Here is a 23,111-nt window from a genome sequence, read left to right on the forward strand (position 1 = left end):
CGTGCGCTCGCGCGGCACGCTCGCGGAGGCCGGGAAGCCGGACGCGCCGTCATCGGGTACGGTGCCGGACAGGCGCCGAGCGGAATCCGCGGCCGGGATTCCGCGCGCCCGGCGGGCGGCGTTCAAACGTGTGCTTGAACGCCGCTGCCATGCAGTTGCACCGGATCAGTGCATCGCGCTGCCCATGCCGCCTTCGACCGCATCCTGCCGCCGGATCCGCAGCGCAAGGCCGATCAGCCCGGCCGCCGCTGCGAACGCCGCGCCGAATGCGAACGCGACGTGATAGCCGCCGTTCAGCGCGTCGAGCGGCGCGGCCTGGGCTGCCGCGAGCGCGTCGGAGCGGGCCGCCGCAAGGCTCGCGAGCACCGCGAGCCCGAGTGCCCCGCCCATCATGAAAGAGGTGTTGACGATTCCCGATGCGAGCCCCGAATCGGCGGGATCGACGTCGCTCATCGCGGCGAGCAGCACCGGGTTGAACGCGACGCCCGCGCCGATGCCGAGCAGCGTCATCCCGGGCAGCACATGCCACGCGAACCCGCCGTCGGCCGGCGCGCACGAGAACAGCGCGAGGCCGCACGCGGCGATCAGCAGGCCGGCGGCGATCGGGCCGCGGATCCCGAAGCGCATCACGATCCGCGCGGACAGTCCGAGCGAGAACGCGGCCATGATCAGGTTCGCGGGCAGGAACGCGAGGCCGACCTGCAGCGGGCCATAGCCGAGCACACGCTGCATGTACAGCGCGGACAGGAAGAACCACGCGAACATCGCGGCCGCCCACAGCACGCCGATCACGTTCGCGAGCGCGACGTTGCGCGCGGCGAACAGCGTGAGCGGCATCAGCGGATGCGCGACGCGCGCCTCGATCGCGATGAACAACGCGAGCAGTGCGACGGCGGCGCCGACCAGCGCGACCGTCTGCGTCGACAGCCAGCCGGCCTCGTTGCCGTTGACGATTCCGTAGACGGCGAGCATCAGCGACGCGGTCACGGTGAGCGCGCCGGCGACGTCGAGCCGCGCGTCGGCGGCCGGCGCGCGCGTGCGCGGCAGCAGCGCGACGCACAGCGCGTAGACCGCGATGCCGATCGGCAGGTTGACGAGGAAGATCCAGTGCCACGACAGCGCGCTCGTCAGCAGCCCGCCGAGCAGCACGCCGATGCTGCCGCCGCCCGCGCAGACGAAGCCGTAGACGCCCATCGCGCGCGCCCGCTCGCCGGTTTCCGTGAACAGATTCATGATCAGCGACAGCGACACCGCGGACACGATCGCACCACCGAACCCCTGCACCGCGCGCGCGGCGATCAGCATCGTCTGCGACTGCGCGACGCCGCAGCCGAGCGACGCGAGCGTGAACACGGTGAGGCCCGCGAGGAACATGCGCCGGTGCCCGTACAGGTCGCCGAGCCGGCCGCCGAGCAGGAGGCAGCCGCCGAAGGTCAGCATGTACGCGTTCACGACCCAGACGAGCGCCGTCTCGCTGAAGTGCAGGTCCGCGCGGATCGACGGAAGGGCGACGTTCACGATCGTGCTGTCGAGCACGATCATCAGCACGCCGAGACAGAGGACGATCAGCGCGTACCAGCGCTTCTCTCCGTGAATGCCGTGGGTCATGGGGCAGGCCTCTCGTTGATTTGTTATTTGAGAGGCCACATTGTAGACGCCGCACGGCGCGGCTTCTTGCCGGTTTCTGGCAGCAGCGGTGCGTAGCGTGATGGGTGGCGCGATGCCGGTGCGATGCCTGTCCGATGCGTTATGCGTGCGGCGGCAGCGCGCAGCCGTCGGGGCCGCATGCCGCCGCGTCGCCGTCGCCGATCGCGACGACACCATCCTGCCACGCCTGCTCGAGCGCCTGCGCGAACACGTCGGCCGGTTGCGCACCGGACACCGCGTAGCGGCCGCCGAACACGAACAACGGCACGCCGCGGCCGCCGATCTGTGCGGCGCGCTCGATGTCGGCCTCGACGTCGTCGCGGTACGCGTCGCTGCGCAGCACGGCTTCGGCCGCCGCGCGATCGAGCCCTGCGTCGACCGCGAAGTCGGCGAGTGCGCCGTGATCGAACAGCGACCCATGCTCGCTGAAGTACGCGCGATACAGCCGTTCGGTCAGCGCGTGCGCGCGGCCGGTGGTCTCCGCGAACTTTACGAGCCGGTGGCCGTCGAGCGTGTCGCCGACGAGCGTGCCGGGCAGGTCGTAATGCAACCCGACGCTGGCGGCGGCGTCGGTCACCTGGCGCAGCATCTGGTCGACCTGGGCGGCCGCCAGCCGGTACTTGCTGCCGAGCATCGCTTCGACCGGCTCGACCGGCTGCCCGGGCATCAGCCGATACGCGCGCAGCACGACGTCGACGCGGTCCGCATGCGCGAACGCGGCGAGCGCGTCGTCGAAGCGGCGCTTGCCGATCCAGCACCACGGGCAGATCAGGTCGGACCAGATTTCGACGGTCAGCGTCGGGCGAAGCGCGCGGGAGGGAGCGGTCGGCATGGGCGTATCAGGCTCGGGCAAATAAATGTAACTGTGACTATATCATTTTTTGCTTCGACGCCTCGGCCGAGGGGAAGCGCGGCGACATGCCCACGCGAGAACGCGCGACCCGCGCCGCGCAGCCGCTTACACGTCGCCCTGGGTTTCCTTCAGATGCTTGAGGTGCTTGTAGACCGTCGCGCGCCCCATCCCGAGCACGTTCGCGACGTAGTTCGCCGCGCTCTTGCCGCGGAACGCGCCTTCCGCGTAGAGTGCCTCGACGAGTTCGCGCCGATGCTCGCGCGTGAGCCCGTTCAGGCCGATCTGCCGCTCGCGCAGCCAGCCGTGCAGGAACGTGTTGATGCGCTCCTGCCAGTCGTCGCGGAACAGCTCGTCCGGCTGCGCGACGACACCCGCGCCCTTGATGAACAGGTCGAGCGTCGCGCGCACTTCGTCGAACACCGCGATGTTGAAGTTGATGCACATCATCCCGGCCGGATGCCCTTCGTCGTCGAACAGCACGTTGCTGACGCAGCGCATCCGCCGGCCGTCCCAGTTGAGCTTCTCGTACGGGCCGATCACGCGCTCGCGCGCCGAGTGATCGGTTTCCTCGAGCGCCGAATCGTCGCCGACCTCGCGTTTCGACAGGTTGTTCGCGAGGTACAGCACGGTCTGGTCGTGCAGGTCGTGGATCACGACTTCCGCGTACGGGAAGAACAGCGTCGCGATGCCGTCGGCGATCGGCGCATAGCGGGACAGCAGCAGGTCTTTGACGGGGGACGGCTTTTTGCGCATCGGATTCTCGGGTGAGCTGCGGCCAGCCGGCGCCTCCGGCCGACGCCGGCGCACCGCCGCCGCGGCGGTGGCGCCATTGTATCGGGCTCGCGCGCGCGTGATGCTCATGTGCGGCTCATGCGCGCGTCAGATGCGCATGCAGCGCGTGCGCGATCGCGACGTCCTCGAGGCCGAGGCCGATCGAGCGGAAGAACGCATGGCGCGTGCGCGACGGCGCCGGGCACGCGTTGCGCACGAGCGCGGGCAGGTCGCCGACAATGCGTTCGGGCGTCCAGCCGTGCTCGGCCGCCGCGCGCTGCATCTCGCCCGCGCTCGCGGGCGTCGTGCGCCGGTAGTCGCAGTACACGTCCATGTCGGGCAGCCATGCGGGCGGAATCTCGTGCGCCTGCGCGACGTTGGTGCTGATCGACGTGACGAGCGCGGGGCGCGTGAGCATCCCGTCGCCGAGCACCGGCGTGCCCGACGACGTGCACAGCATCACGACGTCCGCGTCGCGCACGCACGCGGCGACGCTGTCGGCCGGCCGCGCGCGCGGGTCGAGCTGCGCGAGCTCGGCCTGGAGCGCCGCGTTTCCCGCCAGTGCCGGCGAATGGACGCGGATCGTCTCCCAGTCGCGCAACGCCGCCGTGTGCCGCAGGTGCGCGAAGCCGACCGCGCCCGTGCCGATCACCGCAAGGTGCTTCGCATCGCCGGGCGCGAGGCAGTCGACCGCGAGCGCGGTCGTGCCGGCGGTGCGCTCGACCGTCAGCAGGCCCGCGTCACACCACATCAGCGGGTGGCCCGTGCGCATCGACATCAGTGCGGTCCATGCAGTGACGATCGGTTTACCGCCCGTCACGATGTACGGCGACAGCTTCGCGCCGAACACCTGCTCGTCGGCGAGCGCGCCGAGGTAGGTGATGAAGTCGCCGGCCTGGCCGGGAAACAGCGTGAGCGTCTGCGGCGGCTGCACGGCGCGGGCTTCGCCGAGCGACGCGAACATGCGGCGCAGCGTGCCGAGCACGTCGAGCGATGGCAGCGCGGCACGCACCGTCGCTTCGTCGACGGTCAGCGGCAGGGTCGGGGCGGCTTGCGTCATGGATACGTCTCCAGTCGGGGCCGGACGGACTGTCTCGCGACGGAGTGTCCGGCGATGTTTATGATGGACGAAAAGTCTAATATAGACTCTCCAGGTCTGGCGAAATTTTATTTTTCGGCGGTGCGCGTGACGGCAATGTTTTGAAAATTCACGAAAAATCAATGGCTTGTGCCAGATGCCGACGATGCCGGCTCGTCGCAGCGCGGGCACGATTATCGTATCCCCTATAGTCTATAGTAGACTAACAGTCTATATTTTGCGTGCATGGACGTGCGCTGCCGCATCGCCGGCCGGCCGTGCATCGTGCCGATCCGGCGCGCTGTCGATGGCGCCGTGCAGCCGTCCCCCATTGCCTCAACCCAGACAGGACCCGTCATGAACTGGAAGCTCTCTCTGTGCGTCGCCGCGGCTTTCGCGAGCGCAGCCGTCACGGCACACGCGGAACAGACCGCCAACACGTTGCGCTTCGGGATCGAAGCCGCCTATCCCCCGTTCGAGAGCAAGACGCCGTCCGGGCAACTGCAGGGCTTCGACGTCGATGTCGGCAATGCGGTTTGCGCGAAGCTGAAGATGAAGTGCGTATGGGTCGAGAATGCGTTCGACGGGCTGATTCCCGCGCTGCAGGCGCGCAAGTTCGACGCGATCAACTCGGCGATGAACATCACCGCGAAGCGCCGCCAGAGCATCGATTTCACGCCGGCGATCTACGTCGTGCCGATCGTGATGGTCGCGAAGCGCGGCGCGCCGCTGCTGCCCGACACGGCGAGCCTGCACGGCAAGCGCGTCGGCGTGCTGCAAGGGTCGTCGCAAGAGGATTTCCTGAAGGCGCACTGGGCCAACGCGGGCGTGGCGGTCGTGTCGTACCAGGATCAGGACCAGATCTACGCGGATCTCGTTGCGGGCCGTCTCGATGCGGCGGTGCAGGAAGCGCAGACCGCGCAGGACGGCTTCCTCGACAAGCCGGCCGGCCGCGACTACCAGATCGTCGGCGAGCCGCTGAAGGATCCGGCGACGCTCGGCGAGGGCACGGGCTTCGGGATGCGCAAGGGCGACAAGGCGCTGCAGGCGAAGATCGTCGGCGCGCTCGACGCGCTGAAGAAGGACGGTACGCTGAGCGGGCTGTCGCAGAAGTACTTCAAGCGCGACATCATCGCGAAGTAAGCCGGGGCGCGCCGGACGCAGCGTCCGGCGCGCATCGCATCGAATCTCGACGCAGTACGAGGAAGCATGGATTTCGACGTCATCGTCCTGGGGGCCGGCATCGTCGGCGTGTCGTCCGCGCTGCATCTGCAGGATCGCGGCCTGCGCGTCGCGCTCGTCGACCGGCGCGGGCCGGGCGAGGAAACGAGCCACGGCAACGCGGGGCTCATCGAGCGCTCGTCGGTCGTGCCGTATGCGTTCCCGCGCAAGCTCGGCACGCTGCTGCGCTATGCGCGCAACCGCTCGGTCGATCTCTATTGGGACTACAAGGCGATGCCCGCGTACGCGGGCTGGCTCGCGCGTTTCTGGCGGGAATCGTCGCCGCAGCGGCTCGCGGCCGCCGCGCGCGACCTGCTGCCGCTGATCGCGGCAAGCGTCGACGAGCACGACGCGCTGCTCGCGCGCACCGATGCGCAGCCGCTCGTGCATGACGGCGGGTGGATCGAGGCGTTTCGCTCGCCCGCGCTGTTCGACGCGGAAGCCCGCGCGCAGCAGCGCATCGCGGGCGAGCACGGGCTGCGCATGACCGTGCTCGATGCGCGTGCGCTGCGCGAGCGCGAGCCCGGCCTCGGCGAGGCGTTTTGCGGCGGGTTCCACTGGCAGGATCCGAAGAGCGTGTCGAATCCGGGCGGCCTGACCAAAGCCTATGCGCGTCTCTTCGAGCGCGAGGGCGGTACGTTCGCGATCGGCGACGCGATGACGCTCGAGCAGGAACGCGACGGCTGGAGCGTGGATACCGCGCACGGACGCATCGCGGCGCGCTCGGTGGTGGTGGCGCTCGGGCCCTGGTCCGACCACGTGTTCGCGCCGCTCGGCTACCGGATTCCGCTGCGCGCGAAGCGCGGCTATCACATGCATTACCGCCCGACGCGCGCGCCGTTGAACGTGCCCGTGTGCGATACCGAGGAGGGCTTCGTCGTTGCGCCGATGGACGGCGGCCGCCTGCGGCTCACGACCGGCGTCGAGATCGCGCTGCGCGGCGCGCCGCCGACCGGCGTGCAGCTCGCGCGCGCGGAACCGCTCGCGCGCGACGCGTTCGGCATCGGCGAGCGGCTCGACCCGGCGCCGTGGCTCGGGATGCGGCCGTGCACGCCGGACATGCGTCCGGTGATCGGGCCCGCACCGCGCCACCGGCACCTGTGGTTCGCGTTCGGCCACTGCCATCACGGGCTGACGCTCGGCCCCGCGACCGGACGCCTGCTTGCCGAGATGATGACGGGCGCGCCGACCTACATCGATCCGCATCCTTACCGGGCCGCTCGCTTCGGCTGAGTCGGGCTGACCGGCGCGCACGGTTGGGTGCGCCGGTGCCGCAGACCGGCGTTCGCCCGGGCGTGCGCCGGTGCGACACAGTTTTTCAGCGGGCTGTCGATCAGCCCGGCATTATCCGGATGCGCAATGATCTGCGTAATTGGCCGGAAAGCAATCGCGAAATGAGAAAACCGATGAATGCGCGATTTTTCAATGCATTTTCATATTCATGAAATGTGACGATTCCAGTCAATCGGATTGACATCGACGGCCGACTAAAAACGGCGCTCTCGCATCGTTCCCCATGTACCGGTACACGTTACTCAGGGCTCGCAAACGTTACGTTACATCCATGCCGGACGCCCGATTTTCCTCATACGATTTATGTCGTGGGCCTGAATTTTTTTGTAATGAAATCAGGTATGGAGGTGATATTGCGTTGCAATAAATCAAGAAAATAGACCTGAATTTCCCCGTGGCACGCTTCGTGCAATCTGTCCCCGTGCTTTATCAACGTAGTGCCAACCGGAGATGAGGTCACGATGGGAAAAAATTTTAAATTGACGGGTGGGGCGCTGTCGGTTGTGACGGTGTTCGGGGTGCTGGCTTCGGGTTCCGCGGCCGCAGGACCGCTCGATGTGCTGTCGATTCCGCAGGTGATCGTCAATCCGCCGACGAACGGTGCGTCGGCAAGCATCGTCGCGACGGGGACAACGCCGCTGGGTTCGATTGCCGTGACTGCATCCGGCTCGGGCGCGATTCAGACGTCGCTCGGCGATCCCGCCAGCGTGATGAACGGCGCGGTGAATCAGGTGGTAGGCACGCTGGGCAGCGGCAATCCGGCCGGTGCGCTGACCGGCACTGTCGGCCAGGTGACGGGCGCACTCGGCAACCTCGGCGGCGGCGCGAACCCGCTCGCGCCGGTTCAAGGCGCAGTGAACCAGGTCGTCGGCACGCTTGGCGGCGGCAATCCGGCCGACGCGCTCGTCAACGCCGTGAACGCGATCGCGGGCCAGGTCGGCAGCGGCTCGAGCCCGCTCGCACCGGTGCAGGGTGCGGTGAACCAGGTCGTCGGTACGCTCGGTAGCGGCAATCCGGCCGGCGCGCTCGGCAACGCGGTCAACCCGATCACGGGTGCACTCGGCAACATCGGCGGCGGCGCGAATCCGCTCGCGCCGGTGCAAGGCGCGGTGACCCGACTCGCGGGCACGCTTGGCGACAATCCGGGCGTCGCGCTCGGCAATGCCGTGAGTTCGCTGACGGGCGCGCTCGGCAACCTCGGCGGCTCGAACCCGCTGGCACCGGTGCAAGGCGCGGTGACGCAGGTGGTCAACACGCTGTCCGGTGCCGCAGGCAGCAGCCCGATCGCGCCGATCACGAACCTCGTGAACGGCCTGCCCGGTGGCAGCAATCCGGCCGGCGCGCTGACGGGTGCACTGGGCTCGGTTACCGGCGCACTCGGCAACCTTGGCGGCTCGAACGCGCTGGCGCCGGTACAGGGCGCGGTGAACCAGGTGGTCAACACGCTGAGCGCCGGCAACCCGGCTGGTGCGCTGAGCAACGCGGTCAGCACGGCGACGGGCGCACTGGGCAACGCGGTGAATTCGGTGACGGGCGCACTCGGTAACCTCAGCGGCGGCTCGAACCCGCTCGCGCCGGTGCAGGGCGCGCTGAACCAGGTCGTCGGCGCGCTCGGCGGCGGCAACCCGGCTGGCGCGCTGACGGGCGCGGTGAACTCGGTGACGAGCGCACTGGGCAACCTCGGCGGCGGCTCGAACCCGCTGGCGCCGGTGCAGGGTGCGGTGACGCAGGTGGTCAACACGCTGTCGGGTGCAGCCGGCAGCAGCCCGATCGCGCCGATCACGAATCTCGTGAACGGCCTGACGGACGGCCTGCCCGGCGGCAGCAACCCGGCCGGCGCACTGACGGGTGCGCTGGGTTCGGTCACCGGCGCGTTGGGCAACGCCGGCGCGCCGCTGTCGCAAGCGGCCGGCGCACTGACGGGCGCGCTGGCGAACGGTCCGGCGGCCCTGTCGCAGGCTGGCGGCGCGCTTGCGGGCGCCGCCGGTTCGACGGCAGCGGCGGGCGGCAGCCTGATGGGCTCGGGCGCGAGCGCGGCGGGCAGCACGGCGGGTGCGGCCGGTTCGCTGCTGACGAACGGCGCGAACGCGTCGGGCACGGTCGTCAACTCGGTCGGTACGGCCGTCGGCACGGCACTCGGCTCGGCGCCGGGCCTGTCGGTCACGCCGCACTCGAGTGGCGGTTCGCCTAACAACCCGCTCGCACCGGTGTCGTCGCTGATCACGACGCTGACGGGCGCACTGCCGAAGTAAGGCAGCCTGACGGCGGGCGGCGGACGCACTGCTGTAGCAGGCCCGCCGTCCGCCAGCGGGCAGGGAAGGCGGCATGACACGGATGTCATGCCGCCTTTTTCATGCGACCCCGTTATTCCCGCGTGCGCTGATAGCGCGGTGACGAGCGGCCGCTGCACGCGGCGCACCTGCTCGCATCGGAATAACCGGGCGGGTTTGTCCGTTTATCTACCGAGACACGGCGCGGCCGGGCAGCGGGATAATTTCCACGATGAAGTCGATCGTCCCGGTTCATCGTCCCGCCCGTTTCGCGGCGACGCCGTGCGCGCCGCGATGCCACGCGAAGGAGAACGGAAATGAAACGGATGCTGCTCGTCGCCGCGCTGACGGCCGGGGCGTCGCTGCCCGCGGTCGCGGAGCCGCCGCAGGTCAGCGGCGGGAAGCTGGTCGACGAGGACCACATGACGCTGTACACGTTCGATCACGACGCGCTCGGCAAGAGCATGTGCGACAGCGCGTGCACGGCGAACTGGCCGCCGGCGCTCGCCGATGCATACGATAAAGCGTCGGGCGCGTGGAGCATCGTGAAGCGCGACGACGGCAAGACGCAATGGGCATACAAGGGACACCCGCTGTACCGCTGGAAGATGGACCACAAGGCGGGCGACGCGGGCGGCGACGGAATGGGCGGCATGTGGCACGTCGCGCGGCCGTGACGGCGCGGCGGCGCGCGGGACATCCGGATGAGCTACGAATCCGACCTGCTGGTGTGGCTGCCGCGCCTCACGCGGTATGCGCGTGCGCTGACGGGCGACCCGGCGTGGGCCGACGACCTCGTGCAGGACACGCTCGAGCGCGCGCTGAACAAGCCGCCACGCATCGACGGCAATCTGTGCGCGTGGCTGCTGACGCTGCTGCGGCATCGCTTCATCGACCAGCTCCGCGCACGGCGCGAGATCGCGGTCGATGACGCGACCGCGCCGTGGCAGACGATGGCCGCCCCGGCGGGCGAGATCAGCGGGCTGCTGCTGCGCGACGTGCAGCGCGCGCTGTACCGGCTGCCCGTCGAGCAGCGCGAAGTGCTGCTGCTGGTGGCGCTCGAGGAATTGAGCTACCAGGAAGCCGCGCAGGTGCTGGCGGTGCCGGTGGGCACGGTGATGTCGCGGCTCGCGCGGGCGCGCGAGCACATGCGCGCGCTGCTGTCGGACGAGCAGTCTGCCGGCCGCGGCGCATCGCTACGGGTGATCAGGAAGACATGATGGACGAATCGCGCAAGCCCTCGAACGAGTACGACGCCGACGCGGCGGCGCAGCTGCTGTCCGCGCTGCTGGACGGCGAGCTGTCCGGGCCGGAGCGTCGCGAGGTGCTCGAACGCCTGCAGGCGAATCCGGAGGATGCCGAACGACTCGCGCATTACCGTGCGCAGCGTGCCGCGCTGCAGGCGCTGTTTCCGCTGCCCGGCGCCGCGCCGGCGCTGTTCGTGCAGCGCCGCACGTCGTGGCGGCGCAACGTCGCGCTCGGCCTGGGCGCGCTGGCGGCCGGGCTCGTGCTCGGCGTCGCGCTGCATGCGGGATGGACCGCGTTCGGCGCCGCCCCCGCGTTTGCCGCGCGCGCGGACGTCGCGTATGCGGTGTATGCGTCCGATCGCCAGCATCCGGTCGAGGTCGACGCGAGCGAGCCCGATCGTCTCGCGGCCTGGCTGTCGGCCCGCGTCGGCCGGCCGGTGCGCGCGCCGTCGCTCGCCGAATACGGCTATGCGCTGATCGGCGGACGGCTGCTGCCCGGCGTGTCGGGGCCGGCCGCGCAGTTCATGTACCAGCGCGCGGACGGTCAGCGCGTGACGCTGTACATGACAGCGTATGCCGAACGCAGCGTGACGCCGCGCGCGATGTCCGGCGATGACCGCCGCACGTATTTCTGGTCGGATCGCGGGATGGGCTATGCGCTGTCCGGCCGCGGCGACGAGCCTCGCCTGCGCGAGATCGCGATGGAGGCCTGCGAGGCGCTTGGCGGCTCGAAGGATGCGTGGAAGGGCTGACGCACCGCGCCGCGCGCGGGAACGGAGGATGCGATGAGGCTGCTGGCCCGGATACTGCTGATGCTGACACTGGTGGCCGGCACCGCGCGCGCCGCCGAAGACACGCCGGTGCGCGTGCCGGTCGATGCGGACGGCGTGCAGCGGGTCGCGATCGTCGGCGGCAGCTATTTCTTTCGCCCGAATCATGTGATCGTGAAGGCGCGCGTGCCGGTCGAGCTGACCGTGTCGGCCGAGCACGGCCTGGTCCCGCACAGCTTCGTGATCGATGCGCCGCAGGCCGGCATCGCGGTGCGCACCGAGCTGAGCACGGCGCCGAAGACCTTCCGGTTCACGCCGACGCAGCCGGGCCGCTTCGCCTACTATTGCACGCATCGGCTGCTGTTCTTCAAGACCCACCGCGAGCGCGGCATGGAGGGCGTGCTGGAGGTCGAGGAGGCGCCGTGATTGCCGCCTGGCTGGCCGCCGCGCTGATTGGAGCGAGCATGACCGCAGATCCCGTGACCGTCGCGCAGGAACAATTCGACCACGCGAGCTCGTACCGCGCGACGATCCGCTCGTCGCCGCGGCACGGCGTGCCGACCGAGATTCATTACGCGTACCGGAAGCCCGGCTACATCCGGATGGATTTCGTCGCGCCCCATCGGGGCGCGGTGCTCGTCTACGATCCGGTCAGCCGCAAGGTGCGGGTGCGGCCGTTCGGCGCGCACATGCCGCCTGCGCTGTCGCTGTCGCCGACCAATCCGCTCGTGCGCGACCCGAGCGGGCACCGGGTCGACCAGTCCGACATCGGCGAGCTGCTGCGCAACGTCCATGCGCTGCAGGAGGGCGGCTTGACCGTGACGCAGGGCGAGGAGACGGTCGGCGGCCGGACCGCGCTGCGCGTCACCGTGACGGGCGCGCCCGCGCACGTCGTCGCGGGCGTGCATCGCTACCAGCTCTGGCTCGATACGGACGACGGCTTTCCGCTGAAGGTCGTCAGCTTCGCGGACGGCGACGACCAGCCGCTCGAAACCGTGACGCTGGACGACGTCGAGATCGATGTCGCATTCCCCGATCATTTCTTCGATCCCTGACGCGCGGGAGGCCGCATGGCTGAGTACCGGTTTGCGACGACGTGGCGGGTGGACGCGCCGCTCGCCGCGGTGTGGAATGCGATCTACCAGGCCGACATGTGGCCGGACTGGTGGAAGGGCGCCGAGCGGACCGTCGAGCTCGAGCGCGGCGACGTGCACGGCGTCGGCGCGCTGCACCGGTATACGTGGAAGGGCGCGTTGCCGTACCGGCTGACCTTCGACATGCGCATCGTGCGCGTCGAGCCGATGCGCGCGCTCGAGGGCTGCGCGAGCGGCGCGGTCGAGGGCCACGGTCGCTGGACGTTCGCCGACGACGGCGAACGCACGATCGTTCGTTACGCGTGGCATATCCAGACGCACGTGCGCTGGATGAACTGGCTCGCGCCGCTCGCGCGGCCGCTGTTCAAGTGGAACCACGACGTCGTGATGCGCGAGGGCGCGCGCGGGCTTGCGCAGCTGCTCGGCGCCGGCGTCGAATCGGACGGCCGGTCGTTCGCGCCGGTCGCCGGCACGCTGGGCGGGCCGGCGGAGCGCGGGTGAAATGGGGCGGCTTGGGCGTCCGGCGATGGATGCCCAAGCCACTGACACCTTCAACGTCGACCCGGTGGCCCTGGTCGCCAATTCAGCCCGATACCGCCGCATGCCGGCATCCCGCCGCTCGCGCCGCGCCGCATTAGCCGCTGCCCTATGCGTACCAACCCTGTCGGCGAATCCCTACACGACGGACCGCAAAAATATGACGTGAAGATCAGCGTCCGACGATTTGAATCCCGCCTGCCGTCGCCGATACTTTCGTCACAACAAACGTTTTCCGTTTTTCGTCCGACGTGATCGAACCCGTTCCGAGGCGGGCATCGAAACCCACACAGCGGACGCCTTCGTGCCCGGTTCCGTGAACGAACGTCGCATGAGGCTTGAGTGGCTGGATGCTCCCTTGTCGAACCAGCAACTTCACACCGGCGTCACACACGCGAACGGAGGCCATCATGAGCCGCGCGGCACGAGACCTGATCGAACTGCAACGCCTTGCCCGGAACGGCGCAGGCGCATTGACCCAGCATCTTCTGCGGGAACTGGCGAAGAGCCTGATCGCCGCGGGCGTCTCCGACGCGCGCGGCGGAAGTTGAACGCATCGCGTACGCAGACATTACGCGAACGGCAAGCAAACCACCGATGACGAGCCGCAGGCCGGCAAGCGCGCCGGCCCCTGCCTGAACGGAGAAAAGACGTGAACCAGAACGACTCGCTGGAAGCGGTCCGGGACATCAACCTGACGTACCTGATGCTCGCGCAGCGCCTGCTGCGCGACGACCGCGAGGCCGGCATGTTCCGGCTCGGGTTGTCGGCGCCGCTCGCCGAACTGCTGTCGTCGCTGACGCTCGCGCAGACGACGCGGCTCGCGGCCTGCGACCAGCTGCTGTGCGCGTTCCGGTTCGGCGATCACGCGATGCTGTCCGCGCTCGCCGGCTCGCCGAAGCATGCGGACGTGTCGCACACGCACGCGGCGATCCTGCTCGCGGGCCAGCCGGCCGCGCAGTTCGCGTGACGGAGGCCGCGATGTCGAAGACGAGTCTCATCGAATACGCACGGGAAGTGTCGCGCGCGGTCGACCTGATCGAGCTCGGCGCGCGCATGCAGCTGCTCGAAACCGAGCTCACGCTGTCGCGCGATCGGCTGATCCGCCTGTACCGCGAAGTGAAGGGTGCGTCGCCGCCGAAGGGCATGCTGCCGTCGTCGGCCGACTGGTACATGACGTGGCAGGCGAACATCCACGCATCGCTGTTCTACAACACCTACGCATTCCTGAAGGACGAGGCGCGCTGCTCGCACCTCGACGCGCTGACGAAGGGATACCGGCTGTATCGCGAGCACTGCGAGCATTCGGGCATGGACGTGCAGCTCGATCTGACGCGCGCGTGGACGCTCGTGCGCTTCTTCAACGGCGGGATCCTGCAGATCACGGAATGCCACCGCTGCCGCGGCAAGTTCGTCGGGCACAAGTACGAACTTCACGGACGCAAGGCGTGCGCGATCTGCCAGCCGCCCGCGCGCGCCGGCAAGACGGCGAAGCAGGCAATGCATTGACCGGCTGCGCGTCAGCGCGCGTACGCCATCACCGCGCCGTCGACCGCGAGCACGACGCGTTCGCCGACGGCCGGGCAGCGATGCCCGGGCACCCGTGCGCGCACGACGGTATCGGGCGCATCGACGAGGCGCGCGAACACGTCCGCGTCCTGACCGCCGAACTGCGCCGATTCGATGTGCGCCGCATGTCCGCGCGACGCTTGCGCCCGAGCGGCCGGGACGACGTGAATCTGCTCGGGCCGCAGCATTGCATCCGCGGGACCGTCGGGCAGCGGCGCGACGAGCGGCAGCTCGCCGAGCGCGCAGCCGATGCGCCCGTCGCGCACCTGTCCCGCGAGCAGCACCGCCTGACCGACGAACGACGCGACGTCGCGCGTCACCGGCTGCCGATAGAGCGTCTGCGGCGCGGCGGTCTGCACGATGCGGCCTTCCCATAGCACCGCGACTTCGTCGCCGAGCGTCATCGCTTCGGGCTGGTCATGCGTGACGAGCACCGACGTCGCGCCCGCCGCGGTGAGGGCTGCGGCGACCGCGCTGCGCGTCTCGTGCCGCAATGACGTGTCGAGCGACGAGAACGGCTCGTCGAGGATCACGAGCGACGGCTCGGGCGCGAGCGCGCGCGCCAGCGCGACACGCTGCTGCTGCCCGCCGGACAGCTGCTGCGGCGCACGGCCGGCGTACGACGCGGGCAGGCCGACCATCTCGAGCAGTTCGCCGACGCGGTGATGCTGCCGCCGCGCGGCGCGCGGCAGGCCGAACGCGATGTTGTCCGCGACCGACAGATGCGGAAACAGCGCGCCTTCCTGCGGCACGTAGCCGATCCGTCGTTGTTCGGGCGGCAGGTGCAGGTCGGGCGCGGCAACCCGGCGCCCGTCGATCTCGACGATCCCGCGCTCCGCGCGTTCGAACCCGCACAGGATGCGCAGCAGCGTGGTCTTGCCGCTGCCGGACGGGCCGAGCAGCGCGAGCCGCGAGCCGCGCGTCACCGTCAGGTCGATGTCGTGCAGCACGGCGTGCTCGCCGAAGGATTTGCTCAGGCCGTGGATGCGAAGTTCGCTCATGGAGGTATCGAAGAAGAGGGGGCGAGCGTGGCGTGACGGTGGCGCGGGGTGGCGCGGTTCAGCGGCGCACCGAGGCCCGCCCGAGCAGCAGGAACAGCAGCGCCGACGCGCCCAGCGACAGTGCGACGAGCAGCGCCGCGTACGGCGCCGCGGCCGCGAACGCGAGCTGCGACGTGTCGCTCCACACCTGCGTCGCGAGCGTGCGCGTGCCGGTCGGCGACAGCAGCAGCGTCGCGTTCAGCTCGTTGACGACGGACAGGAACACCATCGTCGCAGCCGCGCCCAGACCCGGTGCGACGAGCGGCAGTACGACGCGCGTGAGCGTCTGCCGCCAGCCGAGGCCGAGGGAGCGCGCAGTTTCCTCGAGCTGCTGCTGCACGTGCGCAAACGCCGCGCGCACGCTGACAAGCGCGAACGGCAGGAACAGGATCGCGTATGCGCCGATCAGCAGCGGCGTGCTCTGGTACAGCGGTTCGAGCAGCCGCACCGTCAGCGAGACCAGCGCGAGCGCGATCACGATGCTCGGCACGCCTTGCGCGGTCATCACGACGCGTTCGAGCGCGGTCGAGACGCGGCCGGGGAACCGAACCAGCAGGAACGCGAGCGGCAGCGCGACGAGTGTCGTCAGCATCGCGGCGGCGAGCCCGTAGCCGGCGGACGCGAGCGATGCCTGCCACAGCAGCGCGGGCGACACGTCGGCCGGTGTCACCGCGGCGGCGCCTTGCTGCGTGAGCCAGTAGCCGATCATTGCGAGCGGCACGCCGAGCGTCGCGGCCGTGAGCGCGACGAAGCCCGCGACCAAGACGCCGCGCCATGCGCCGAGCTCGTAGCGCAGCGCGGCGCGGCGTGCCGAGCGGTGCGTGAGTCCGTAGCGCGCGCGCCCGCGCATGCGCGCTTCGACGGCTACGCAGACGAGGCACAGCGCGATCAGCACGCAGCCGAGCAGCGATGCGCCGCCGCCGTCGAACGACGTGCGGTATTCGGCGTAGATCTCGGTCGTGAACGTGCGAAAGCGCAGCAGCATGAATGCGCCGAATTCGGACAGCACGCCGAGCGCGACGAGCAGCATGCCGCCGTAGAGCGCCGGGCGCAGCTGCGGCAGCACGACGCGGATGAAGATCTGCCGCGGCGAGCAGCCGAGCGTGCGCGCGCTTTCCTCGAGCGTGGGATCGAGCTCGCGCAGCGCGGCGGCGACCGGCAGGTAGACGAGCGGAAAGTACGAGGACGTCAGCACGATCAGTGCGCCGAGGAAATCCTGCAGATCGAGGCTGATCGACACCCACGCATAGCTGGTGACGAACGGCGGCACCGCGAGCGGCGCGGCGGCGAGCGCGGCCCACAGTGGCCGCAGCGGCAGCGTCGTGCGTTCGACGCACCACGCGACGGCCGTGCCGAGCACCGCGCACGCGAGCGTCGCCGCGAGCGTGATCAGCAGCGTATTGACGAGCAGCTCGCCGACGAGCGGCCGCCACAGCAGATCGAGCGCATCCTGCGCGCCGAACGTCGCCGCGCGATAGAGCGTGAAGCCGACGGGCAGCAGGATCGCGAGCGGCCCGCAGAGTGCCGCCGCGATCAGCGCGCGCGGCGCGCGCTGGCGCCCCGCGCCACGCGTGGCATCGGGTACGGCCGGCGCGTCGGCGGGCACGGCTTCGCTCATGGTCAGAGCAGGCCGGCCTGGCGCAGCAGCTTGCCGGCCTGGCTGTCGTCGCCGAGCTGTTCGAACGACAGCGACGGCGGGTTCAGCTCGTTGAACGGCTTGAGGATCGGATCGGGCGCGACCCCCGGATGCAGCGGATACTCGAAGCTGACGTGGCTCGTCGCCATCAGCTTCTGCGCGCGCTCGCTGACGAGATACGCGACGAACTTCTGCGCTTCCGCCTGATGCTTCGATGCTTTCAGCACCGCGGCGCCCGACACGTTGACGACGCCGCCGACATCGCCGTGCGCGAAGTGGTACACGGCGCTCTTCGTCGACTTGTCGCCCAGTTCGGCATGCAGACGATCCCAGTAGTAGTTGTTGACGATGCCGGTGACGACGCCGCCGCGGTTGACCGCAGCCGTCACGCCTTCCTCGTCGTCGAAGATCTGCGCATTCGTCTTCAGGCCCTTGAGCCAGTTCAGCGTCGCGGCTTCGCCGTGCAGCGCGAGCACCGCGCTCACGAGCGGCAGGAAGTCGGCGTCGCTCGGCGCGATGCCGACCTTGCCCTTCCATTCCGGCTTCGCCAGATCGAGCAGCGATGCGGGCAGTTGTTGCGGCTGGATCTTGCCGGTGTTGTAGATCAGCACGTTTTCGCGCGCGAGCACGCCCTGCCAGTTGCCGTTGGTCGCGCTGAAGCGCGCGGGCACGGACTTCAGCGTATCGGCGTCGACTTTCGTGAGCAGGCTCTTGCGGTCGAGCAGCACGAGTTCGGGCGAGTTCTCGGTGAAGTAGACATCGGCCGGCGTGCGGTCGCCTTCGGCGACGAGCTGCGCGGCGAGCGCCGGGCCTTCGCCTTGACGCACCTTCACGCTGATGCCGCTCTGCATTTCGAAGTCCTTCACGAGACGTGTGACGACTTGTTCGTGCTGTGCGTTGTACAGCGTGAGCGTGGCCGCGTGCGCGGGCATCACGTGCAGCGCGCCCGTGAGCATGAGTGCGGCGGCCGCCGCGGAGACGAGGTGCCGCATCGGGCGGCTGACGGGTGAGAGTTTCATGTCGGTCACTCTGAATCGGATCCTGAAAGGCCGGCTTACGCTTCGAACAGCGCGGCGCCGATGTACGAACCAGGCTGCGCGCCCGGCGGGCACGCGAAGATCGCGCTGCCGACGTGCGTCGTGAACTGGTTCATGATGTCCAGCTTCGAGAGCTTCTCGTTGATCGGAATGAAGCCCTTGCGCGGGTCGCGCTGGTGCGCGACGAACATCAGCCCCGCGTCGTACTCGGTCTGCTGGCGCCACGGCGGCCAGCGCTCGATGTAGAAGTTCGCGCTGTCGTTGTACGAGTACGCGCGACGCAGGATCTGCGCGCCGTTGTTCAATTGCGGCGACGCGAGGCGCGCGTGCGAGTTGTCGGGGATGACGGAATTGCCATCCTTGTCGACCGCGTCGAGATCGAGCGGCTCGAACTCGTTCTTCTGGCCGAGCGGCGCGCCGCTGTACTTGTGGCGGCCGACCACCTGCTCCTGGAAGCCGAGCTCCGTGTTGTCCCAGTGCTCGAGCGTGATGCGGATCCGGCGCACGACCGTATAGGTGCCGCCATTCATCCACGCGGGGCCTTCGCTGCCGGCCCACACGAATTCGTTCATCGCGGCCGGGTCGGACATCGGCGGGTTCATCGTGCCGTCCTTGAAGCCCATCAGGTTGCGCGGCGTCTCGCCGGGCTTGCCGGACGTGAAGCCGGCCTGGCCCCAGCGCATCTGCGCGGCCGTCGCGCCGAGGCGCACGAGCTGGCGCACCGCGTGGAACGCGACCTGCGCGTCGTCCGCGCAGGCCTGGATGAACAGGTCGCCGCCCGTCTTCTCCGGCAGCAGCTGGTCGCCGTTGAAGCGCGGCAGGTCGACGAGCGCGGCGGGGCGGTGCTTCGCGAGGCCGTAGCGGTCCTTGCCGGCGAGCGCGAACATGCCGGGGCCGAAGCCAAACGTGATCGTCAGCCGTGCGGGGCCGAGGCCGAGCGCGTCGCCGCCATCGACGGGCGCCGCGTCGTCGCCGCCCGATGTCACGAGCGGCTGCGCGGTCTCGCCGCGCGTCATCCGCGCGGCGGCGTCGGTCCACGTCTTCAACAGCGCGATCACGTCCGCGCGCTTGGTCGTCGTCAGGTCGAGCGCCGCGAAATACGCGTGGCGCTGCTGCGGCGTCGCGATGCCGCCCTGGTGCTTGCCGTGGAACGGCTCGATGCCGTCGTGCGCGGCAGCCGTCGTGGGCGCGGGCGCATCCGCTGCCTTCGCCGCGGACATCGTCGACGCGGCGAGGCCCGCGGCCACCGCCGCGCCGCCTGCCTTGAGGAAGCCGCGTCGCGCGGGGCGCGGCGGCTGGTTGAGATCGTCTGCCATGGTCCGCTCCGTCACTTCGCGAGCATCAGCGTGTTGACATCGTCGGCGACGAAGTAGAAGCCGTCGCCTTCCGGTGTCATCGCGATGCCGAACAGGTCGCCGCTGCCGGGCGGCGTTTGCGCCTTGTCGGTGTTGATCCAGCGCGCATACAGCTGCTTGCCGGCGACCGGGTCGATTTCGACCACCTGGCCGTTCAGCGCGTTGGTCGCGAGCAGATGGCCGTTCGGCGCGCTCGCGAGCGCAAGCGGGCGGTGCAGGAAGCCGTCGGCGCTGACCTGTCGGCCGACGCCCGCGCTCGTGTCGCGCGTCAGCGGATCCTCGATCTCGACGATCCGGTTGCCGATCGCGTCGGACACGTACAGCTTCTTCTGGTCTCCCGACAACGCGAGCCCGGTCGGGCCGACGAGAAACACGCTCTTGTCCGCCTGCGCGCCGAGGCCGCTCGCGATCACCGTTTCCTGCTTGATCACGGGCGGCTTGCCCGCCGGCACGTCGAGATCGAGACGCAGCACGGTCGCCTGCTTGTAGACGGGCGGGTTGCCGTCGGCGCCGCCGACGCCGAAGCCGGCCATGCTGACGAACAGCGTCGCGCTGTCGCCGCGGTCGACGACGGCCATGTTGCCCCACGGGTCGTTGATGTTCGGGCTCGACCACGTCGACGCGATGTTGCCGTGCGGATCGAGCACGACCAGGCAGCCGGCGCCCTTGGTGTTCGTCGTGCCGTCGTTGCTCGGCGTGCTGCCGACGATCACCCAGCCGGATTTCAGCATCGTCATCGCGGTCGACAGGCCGACGCCGCCCGGGCACGCCTTCAGGTCGCGCGGGATCGACGCGAACAGGCTCATCTGTTTCGTCGACGGCCGATAGTCGACGATCGTGCTGCCGGTGCCCTGCAGGTTCGCTGCGTTGTTGAAGTTGTCGACGAGCACGTCGCCTTGCTGGATCGTGCCGGCCGACACCGGCGCGACCGCGATCGCGTACGGGTTCTGGTCGCCGTTGTCGGGAACCGTGTTGACGAGCGTGGTGTGGCGATGCAGCGTCTCGAGGAAGCCTTGCGGCTCGGCGCGCGCGGCCACGGCGGCGACGAGCGCGGCCGCTGCGAGCGCGCCCGTCGCGAGGCGGCGAAGCGGGGCGGGTTCGATCATTCGGGGTCTCCTGGGTAGCGCGCCGGCTGCCGGCGCGCGAAAACGGGTACGTGGCGGATTACGTGGGCGCGGATGCTCAGAACGTGATGACCGTGCGCGCGCCGAGCACGAACGTGTTGCGCAGCGGCTGCGTCGCGTCGTTCGGGTTCTGGCCGGCGCCGGCGTTGAACGTGTACTGCGCATCCGCCGCGATCGTCCACCACGGGTTGACCTGGTACTGGTAGGTCGCCTCGACCGTCGTTTCTTGCGTGCGCACGCCGTACGGGCCGTTCGCGAACATCCGCGCGGTCTGGTCGAGATCGGTCGTGTGGTTGCCGATCCTGATGTAGGTGACGGCGAGGCCGACGCTGTCGTTGTCGCGGCCTTCGAACGGCCCCTTCAGCACGACGCCGGCGTTGGCCGCGAAGCTCACGAGGTTGCGGTCGCCGGGCGCGCCCATCACGCGCGCGAACACGCCGAGGCTCTTCGCGCCGGTCGGGTCCGGCCGCCAGATCATCTGGTCGGCCACCGCGTAGAAGCTGTAGTTGCCGTGGCGCTGCTGCGCGATGCCGGACGATGCAGGGTCCGCGAGCGACAGGCCGTCGATCCCGTCGTTCTGGTCGGCGAAGCGGCCGTTGTGATACCAGACGCCGATCTTGTAGGTGCCGGGCAGGCCGTTCGAGTGGCCGGTGTCCATCTCGCCGTCGGACGGCTGGTTCAGCGCGTACTGCAGCTCGCCGATGTAGAGCGCGCCGTTGTGCAGGTTGAAGTTCGTGCCGCTCAGGTTGTTCGGGTTGTTGCCGAGCGGATCGCCGTCGAACACGCCTGCGAGCGCGGTGAGCTTCGGCGTGAGCTGCGCGCGCACGCGCACGCCGAGCGCCGCGAGCGGGTAGGCGGGGCCGCCATTCGGCAGGTCGTACGACGGCAGCGCGGGCCAGCCGAACATCGTATTGACGAACGTGTTCGCATAGGTGCTGACCATGAACTCCTGGTCGAGGCTCTGCTGGCCGATCTTCACGTCGACGCGCTTGTCGAGGAACGACTGCTGGTACCACAGCTCCCAGAGGCGCGTCGTGTCCTGCGCCTCGATGCCGCTCGCGGTGTTCAGCGTGCCGAGGTTGGTCTGGCTCAGGTTGCGGCCGTGGATCTGCAGCGCGCTGACGTTGAACGTGCCGCCCGGCAGGCCGATCGCCTTCTGCGTATCGACCGACAGCGTGGCGGTCGTCAGGCCATCGTACGTGCCGCCGCGGTTCAGGCCGCCGCGCAGGTTCGCGAGGTATTCGCTGGTCTCGGTGATCAGCAGCGTCGCGCCGTACTTGCCGAGCCACGGCCGGATGCCGCCCATGTCGCCGAGCAGGGTCTGGCGGGTCCAGATGCCCGTCCACATGTTGGTGGGCTTCGCCTGGATCGCGAGATCGGCTTCCGGCGCTTCCGGCTGCGCGTCGACGGGCGTGTCGGCAAACGCGGCGACGCTGACGAGCGACGCGCACGCGAAAGCGGCCGCACGGGCAGCGAGGGCGGCGGGCCGCATCCGCGAGCGAACGCGGTCCCGATCGGGCGATGCAAACTTCATGTCATTCCCCTGGTGCTATTTGATCTGGAGTCCTGCTTTTCCGGCGCTCTCCGAACGCTCGGCGACGGGTGGCCAGGGCATGAAGATGAACGCAACGCGGCGCATCGTAGGAGCGTTGAATAATAAAGTCAATGTAAACGAGAATGATTCGCATCCAAATTACTGGATGTAATGGCCGTCCTTACGGATAGGGCCTGACACGCGTTTTCGTGAATTGAAAACGTAAATATCGGTGTAATACAAATGTATGATTCGATGCGGGCCGATGCATCCGGGCGGGGCGGCCGGAGACGGCGCGTTGAGTGGGGGGGCGGATGAGTGGCGACCTCGTCAGCGCTGGCTGGCAATCGGCGGATGGAATCGGCATGATTGCGCACCCCCTCGGACGAGTGCCAACCGATCCGCGACCTCGTGCTTACCCTGTGTTTTATCGGGGAATGATTGCCGGCCAGGGCGGTCGAAGGGGGAGCCGGCGGGCCCGGTTGCGAATCCCAAGTGGATGTTTTCAAACAGTATTGCTGGAATTCGAGCGCGGGTTTGAACGCCTGTCGGCGCGCTGAAAAAACCTGCTTTGCCACTTCTTGAATTTGTCAAAACCCGTCCATATAATTAGCACTCGCTGCACGAGAGTGCTAACAATTCTCTGCCGGGCATCCCGCCGGGCAGATTCCCTAAGCGTTCTTCAATCTCATTCAAGAGAGGAGTGAATATGAACCTTCGTCCTTTGCACGATCGCGTGATCGTCAAGCGCCTGGATCAGGAAACCAAGACCGCCTCGGGCATCGTGATCCCCGAAGCCGCAGCAGAAAAGCCGGATCAAGGTGAAATCCTGGCAGTCGGCCCGGGCAAGCGCGACGACAAGGGCGCACTGATCGCCCTCGACGTGAAGGTCGGCGATCGCGTTCTGTTCGGCAAGTACGCTGGCCAGACCGTCAAGGTTGAGGGCCAGGAACTGCTCGTGATGCGCGAAGAAGACATCATGGCCGTGGTCAACGCCCAGTAAGCGTCCACTTACGGTTCACATTCTCAGAGAAT

At 68.9% G+C, this 23,111-nt stretch carries 23 protein-coding genes; 13 read left to right on the forward strand and 10 right to left on the reverse strand.

What is annotated here, in order from left to right; translation table 11 throughout:
• Window positions 1-165: 165 nt before the first annotated feature.
• From ACV229_RS25830 to ACV229_RS25845, 4 genes are all read right to left on the reverse strand, one after another.
• Entirely contained in the window at window positions 166-1,608 is a 1,443-nt protein-coding gene (locus tag ACV229_RS25830) for a DHA2 family efflux MFS transporter permease subunit (protein WP_448085944.1), read from the reverse strand.
• 139 nt (window positions 1,609-1,747) lie between these two features.
• A complete protein-coding gene (locus ACV229_RS25835) occupies window positions 1,748-2,479 on the reverse strand; it encodes a DsbA family oxidoreductase (protein ID WP_448085945.1) in 732 nt (243 codons plus the stop codon).
• Window positions 2,480-2,605: 126 nt separating this feature from the next.
• Complete coding sequence (locus ACV229_RS25840) at window positions 2,606-3,361, reverse strand: helix-turn-helix transcriptional regulator (protein ID WP_448085946.1); 756 nt, start codon at window positions 3,359-3,361, stop codon at window positions 2,606-2,608.
• A gap of 7 nt (window positions 3,362-3,368) precedes the next feature.
• On the reverse strand, window positions 3,369-4,331 hold the full coding sequence (locus tag ACV229_RS25845) for an ornithine cyclodeaminase family protein (RefSeq protein WP_448085947.1): 963 nt from the start codon (window positions 4,329-4,331) through the stop codon (window positions 3,369-3,371).
• 375 nt (window positions 4,332-4,706) lie between these two features.
• Here ACV229_RS25845 and ACV229_RS25850 point away from each other — a divergent pair, with 375 nt between their 5' ends.
• The 12 genes from ACV229_RS25850 (at window position 4,707) to flhC (ending at window position 14,290) form a co-directional block, all read left to right on the forward strand.
• Window positions 4,707-5,492: an ABC transporter substrate-binding protein gene (locus tag ACV229_RS25850; RefSeq protein WP_448085948.1), complete on the forward strand. Its 786-nt coding sequence runs from the start codon at window positions 4,707-4,709 to the stop codon at window positions 5,490-5,492.
• Between the two features lie 66 nt (window positions 5,493-5,558).
• On the forward strand, window positions 5,559-6,803 hold the full coding sequence (locus ACV229_RS25855; protein ID WP_448085949.1) for an NAD(P)/FAD-dependent oxidoreductase: 1,245 nt from the start codon (window positions 5,559-5,561) through the stop codon (window positions 6,801-6,803).
• Between the two features lie 521 nt (window positions 6,804-7,324).
• Window positions 7,325-9,115: a beta strand repeat-containing protein gene (locus ACV229_RS25860; RefSeq protein WP_448085950.1), complete on the forward strand. Its 1,791-nt coding sequence runs from the start codon at window positions 7,325-7,327 to the stop codon at window positions 9,113-9,115.
• 335 nt (window positions 9,116-9,450) lie between these two features.
• Window positions 9,451-9,810: a COG4315 family predicted lipoprotein gene (locus tag ACV229_RS25865; RefSeq protein WP_448085951.1), complete on the forward strand. Its 360-nt coding sequence runs from the start codon at window positions 9,451-9,453 to the stop codon at window positions 9,808-9,810.
• Between the two features lie 27 nt (window positions 9,811-9,837).
• Window positions 9,838-10,353 (forward strand): sigma-70 family RNA polymerase sigma factor, encoded by a 516-nt coding sequence (locus ACV229_RS25870; RefSeq protein WP_448085952.1) that lies wholly within the window; start codon window positions 9,838-9,840, stop codon window positions 10,351-10,353.
• Entirely contained in the window at window positions 10,353-11,132 is a 780-nt protein-coding gene (locus ACV229_RS25875; RefSeq protein WP_448085953.1) for an anti-sigma factor family protein, read from the forward strand. The genes ACV229_RS25870 and ACV229_RS25875 overlap by 1 nt, the downstream gene beginning before the upstream one ends.
• Before the next feature lie 33 nt (window positions 11,133-11,165).
• On the forward strand, window positions 11,166-11,576 hold the full coding sequence (locus ACV229_RS25880) for a quinol oxidase (protein WP_448085954.1): 411 nt from the start codon (window positions 11,166-11,168) through the stop codon (window positions 11,574-11,576).
• The gene (locus ACV229_RS25885) at window positions 11,573-12,205 is read left to right on the forward strand and encodes a LolA family protein (RefSeq protein WP_448085955.1); all 633 of its coding nucleotides are present in this window, start codon (window positions 11,573-11,575) and stop codon (window positions 12,203-12,205) included. Before ACV229_RS25880 ends, ACV229_RS25885 begins: the two co-directional genes overlap by 4 nt.
• A 15-nt stretch (window positions 12,206-12,220) precedes the next feature.
• Complete coding sequence (locus ACV229_RS25890) at window positions 12,221-12,745, forward strand: SRPBCC family protein (RefSeq protein ID WP_448085956.1); 525 nt, start codon at window positions 12,221-12,223, stop codon at window positions 12,743-12,745.
• Between the two features lie 446 nt (window positions 12,746-13,191).
• A complete protein-coding gene (locus ACV229_RS25895) occupies window positions 13,192-13,332 on the forward strand; it encodes a hypothetical protein (RefSeq protein ID WP_448085957.1) in 141 nt (46 codons plus the stop codon).
• 101 nt (window positions 13,333-13,433) lie between these two features.
• Window positions 13,434-13,751, forward strand: coding sequence for a flagellar transcriptional regulator FlhD (flhD, locus tag ACV229_RS25900; RefSeq protein ID WP_448085958.1), 318 nt, complete (start codon window positions 13,434-13,436; stop codon window positions 13,749-13,751).
• 11 nt (window positions 13,752-13,762) lie between these two features.
• Entirely contained in the window at window positions 13,763-14,290 is a 528-nt protein-coding gene (gene flhC / locus ACV229_RS25905) for a flagellar transcriptional regulator FlhC (protein ID WP_448085959.1), read from the forward strand.
• Window positions 14,291-14,301: 11 nt separating this feature from the next.
• Here flhC and ACV229_RS25910 read toward each other — a convergent pair whose 3' ends face one another.
• The 6 genes from ACV229_RS25910 to ACV229_RS25935 all read right to left on the reverse strand — a co-directional run bounded on the left by ACV229_RS25910 (window position 14,302) and on the right by ACV229_RS25935 (window position 22,034).
• Window positions 14,302-15,351, reverse strand: coding sequence for an ABC transporter ATP-binding protein (locus ACV229_RS25910; RefSeq protein ID WP_448085960.1), 1,050 nt, complete (start codon window positions 15,349-15,351; stop codon window positions 14,302-14,304).
• Between the two features lie 58 nt (window positions 15,352-15,409).
• Entirely contained in the window at window positions 15,410-17,008 is a 1,599-nt protein-coding gene (locus ACV229_RS25915) for an ABC transporter permease (protein ID WP_448085961.1), read from the reverse strand.
• Window positions 17,009-17,010: 2 nt separating this feature from the next.
• Complete coding sequence (locus ACV229_RS25920; protein WP_448085962.1) at window positions 17,011-18,045, reverse strand: iron ABC transporter substrate-binding protein; 1,035 nt, start codon at window positions 18,043-18,045, stop codon at window positions 17,011-17,013.
• Between the two features lie 35 nt (window positions 18,046-18,080).
• On the reverse strand, window positions 18,081-19,379 hold the full coding sequence (gene efeB, locus ACV229_RS25925; RefSeq protein WP_448085963.1) for an iron uptake transporter deferrochelatase/peroxidase subunit: 1,299 nt from the start codon (window positions 19,377-19,379) through the stop codon (window positions 18,081-18,083).
• 11 nt (window positions 19,380-19,390) lie between these two features.
• Window positions 19,391-20,524, reverse strand: a complete 1,134-nt coding sequence (locus tag ACV229_RS25930) for a hypothetical protein (RefSeq protein WP_448085964.1) — start codon at window positions 20,522-20,524, stop codon at window positions 19,391-19,393.
• A gap of 76 nt (window positions 20,525-20,600) precedes the next feature.
• A complete protein-coding gene (locus ACV229_RS25935; protein ID WP_448086040.1) occupies window positions 20,601-22,034 on the reverse strand; it encodes a carbohydrate porin in 1,434 nt (477 codons plus the stop codon).
• Window positions 22,035-22,785: 751 nt separating this feature from the next.
• On the opposite strand from ACV229_RS25935, the gene groES reads away from it, so the two are divergent.
• A complete protein-coding gene (gene groES / locus ACV229_RS25940; RefSeq protein ID WP_448085965.1) occupies window positions 22,786-23,079 on the forward strand; it encodes a co-chaperone GroES in 294 nt (97 codons plus the stop codon).
• The last annotated feature ends 32 nt before the right edge of the window (window positions 23,080-23,111 follow it).

It is taken from the genome of Burkholderia sp. MR1-5-21, from assembly GCF_053427715.1.